This window comes from Arthrobacter sp. MDT2-34-1 (assembly GCF_059091365.1).
On the sequence record NZ_JBNHGO010000142.1, the window covers coordinates 1 to 464 of the forward strand.

A 464-nucleotide genomic window follows, 5' to 3' on the forward strand; every position below is an offset into this window, starting at 1 on the left:
TCCACAGGGGAGCCACCAGCCAGGACATCCTGGACACCGCCATGATGCTGATGGCACACCGTGCCCTCGGGGTGGTCCTCGCGGATACCCACCGGGCTGCGGCGGCGCTGGCCGCCGTAGCCCGCGAGCACAGCGCCACGCTTTGTGTGGCGCGCACGCTGACCCAGCATTCCCTGCCGGCCACCTTCGGGCTCAAGGCCGCGCAGTGGCTGGCCGGGATAGCCCAGGCGGCGACCGGCCTCAAGCGCGTGGCGGCGGAGCTGCCGGTCCAGTGGGGCGGAGCGGCCGGCACGGTGGCGGCGCTGACCATAATGACCGAGGGCCGGGACACCGGACCGCTGGAGTTGACCGCCCGGCTGGCCGAGCGCCTGGGCCTGGCAGCCCCCGCCGCACCCTGGCAGACCAACCGGCTGGCCGTCACCGGCCTGTCCGCGGCACTGCAGGACTTGCTGGCCGCGGCCGGG

The 464-nt window shown here is 74.6% G+C and carries 1 protein-coding gene; it reads left to right on the plus strand.

The features are described from left to right. Positions 1-464: lyase family protein (locus AC5RVV_RS18075; RefSeq protein ID WP_494002721.1), on the plus strand; the 464-nt coding region annotated here is incomplete at both ends.